This is a genomic window from Streptomyces sp. 8L, from assembly GCF_020176795.1.
Classification (GTDB): domain Bacteria; phylum Actinomycetota; class Actinomycetes; order Streptomycetales; family Streptomycetaceae; genus Streptomyces.
The window spans coordinates 1-1762 of sequence record NZ_JAIUKE010000850.1; the positions used below are offsets into that span (position 1 = coordinate 1).

General features: G+C 72.6%; 2 protein-coding genes. One reads left to right on the forward strand and one right to left on the reverse strand.

Annotated elements, in window-relative coordinates:
- The first annotated feature begins 168 nt into the window (after positions 1–168).
- Positions 169–723 (forward strand): GNAT family N-acetyltransferase, encoded by a 555-nt coding sequence (locus LCE31_RS39380; RefSeq protein ID WP_225023083.1) that lies wholly within the window; start codon positions 169–171, stop codon positions 721–723.
- A 27-nt stretch (positions 724–750) separates the two neighbouring features.
- On the opposite strand, the gene LCE31_RS39385 is transcribed toward LCE31_RS39380, so the two are convergent.
- On the reverse strand, positions 751–1762 hold a 1012-nt coding region (locus LCE31_RS39385; RefSeq protein ID WP_225023082.1), incomplete at its 5' end, for a type IV secretory system conjugative DNA transfer family protein.

Consider the following 1762-nt stretch of genomic DNA (forward strand, 5'->3'; position numbering starts at 1 on the left):
GTAGGACGCCGCCGAACAATTGTTGAGTATGTGGGAAGGGTCTGCACGGTGTGCAGGCCCTTTCCGCATATCCAGACCCGTTTTCCGGGGCTTTCTTCTTCCGTTCCTGGGCTTTCCATCCGTCTTGCAGGCGGATGCGGACCGATGGACCATCGGGGCATGAGCCGCATCGACCACGTGATCCGTCCGGTACGCCCCGACGAGTGGCGGCAGGCCAAGGAGCTTCGGCTGCTTGGCCTCCAGGACCCCGCCGCGCCGGTCGCGTTCCTTGAGACCTACGAGCAGTGCCTGGCTCAGCCCGACTCCTTCTGGCGGCAGCGGGTGGCCGAACGCGCCGGCCTGGTGCGGCAGTTCATCGCCGAGGCGCCCGGAGAGAGCTGGGCGGGCTCCGTGACGGTGCTGGTCGAGGAGGCGGGCAGCCTGGACTTCATGGACACGGTGATCCAGCAGCGGCAGGGGCACGTCGTCGGGGTCTTCGTACGTCCCGAACACCGTGGGACCGGGCTGCTCGGGGAACTGATGACGGCCGGGCTCGACTGGGCGTGGTCGCTCGACGGTCCGCCGCTGGAGCGCGTGCGGCTCTGCGTCCACGAGGAGAACCCGCGTGCCCGGGCCGCCTACCGCAAGCTCGGGTTCACGCCGACCGGGCTGGTGCTGCCGTTCGCGATGGACGACAGTGCCAAGGAACTGGAGATGGCCGTCGCCCGGCCCGCGGGACGGTAAGAGCCTGGGGGCTTCGGTGCCCCCGGCCTACGGGGCGTCCGTGAACGTGTGACGGGGCCAGCGGGTCCGGCCCTGTTCCCGTGAACGCAGGAGGGCCAGCGTGGGCAGCCCCTGGGCGTCGCCCCTGGACAGCAGATCCGGCAGCGCCGGGAGGGGCGCCACCGCCGCGACGTCGTCGAGGACGAGAGACATTGGTGGGTCGAGCCGACCGTCAGGTGACCTGGCGGCCATGCGGCGGCCGTGCTCGACCACGTGCGAAGCGAGAGCCGTGAGCAGCGGCATCGCGCCGGGTTGGGAGCGGGGGTCCTCAATGGGCTCACCCACCACGTACAGTGTGCCCCCTTCCGCGGCGAACGACCCCAGTGAGACGGCATCAGTTCGGTTGAACGTGACCGCGTCGCGGATGTGCACCGAGGAGAGCGACGCCAGCGCGCGTGCCGTCAACTGCTGTGCGGCGTCCCGGCGTTCGGGATGCGCGGTGAGGGCGCTCTCCAGCAGCCCCGCGTAGCCCGCCGCGGCCTTCGGGTGGGTGCGCAGCACGCGTACGGCGTCCTGCGCGGCGGAGCCCTGGGCCCAGCGGTGCACCTGGCGGAACGGGCGCCCGTCCACCGCCGCGGCGTGCAGCCAGCAGCGCAGGAGGGTTTCCGCGGTGTCCGCCATCGCCGCGTCGAGCGCCGCGTGCGGGCGTACGGGGGCGAGAAGGGCCAGGGCACGGTCCGCGGCCGAGGCGGGGTCCTCGCAGCCGGCGGTCGGTGACCAGCGGAGCCGGGCCGGGGTCTCGCACAGGTGCCCGGGGTCGTAGATGAGGACGGGGCCGAGTTTGGCCCGTGCGTCCTTCGTCTCGCTCCAGACGGCCGGGTCCGAGGTGATGACGAGGACGGGGCCCTCGGCGTCCCTGATGGCGGCTGTGGCTGTCGGCCTGCGGGTGGCGACGTCGCCGTACTGGACCTGCCGCGAGGCGCGTTGGCCCGGGAGCGGGACGGCCGGCACCGCGGGCGGCTGGTGGCCGGGCGCGGGGCTCTCGGGCGTCGGGAGCCCG